This is a genomic window from Cupriavidus sp. 05N39, from assembly GCF_056397325.1.
On the sequence record NZ_JBFTNE010000301.1, the window covers coordinates 1 to 480 of the forward strand.

General features: G+C 67.9%; 1 protein-coding gene. It reads right to left on the bottom strand.

Features of this window, described 5'->3' with window-relative positions; all coding sequences use genetic code 11:
• Nucleotides 1-2: 2 nt before the first annotated feature.
• The coding region (locus tag AC1DN0_RS41410; protein WP_477146655.1) for a lysostaphin resistance A-like protein at nucleotides 3-480 on the bottom strand (478 nt) is incomplete at its 5' end.

Below are 480 nucleotides of genomic sequence, written 5' to 3' on the forward strand. Positions count from 1 at the left end.
GGTCAGTGAAGGCCCAGGAACACCAGCGCCGCCAATGCGATGGCGTTGTTCAGCGCGTGCGCGGCGATCGGGGCCCACAGGGTGCCGGTCCGCTGGTACAACCAGGCGAAGGCCGCGCCCATGCCGCCGTAGACCAGCCACAGCTGCGCGATCTCCCACGGGCCATTGCCGCTGGCACCCGGGACTTCATGGATCAACGCGAACGCCAGGCTGCTCAGCAGCATGCCCAGGCTGATCCGGCCGGCCTGCCAGAGGCGGCCGAACAGGACGCGGCGGAACAGCAATTCTTCATAGGCCGGTGCGAGCAGGATCGCGAACACCGCCAGGAACCACGGGAACTGCGCCAGCGACTGCTCCATGAGCAGCAGGTTGGTCGGGACCGGTTCGATGCCGGCCTGTTTGCTGAGGTAGGCGATGAGGTTGCTGATGACCACGACGCCGGTGGCGACCAGCAGCGTCCAGCCCCAGGTGGACGGGCGC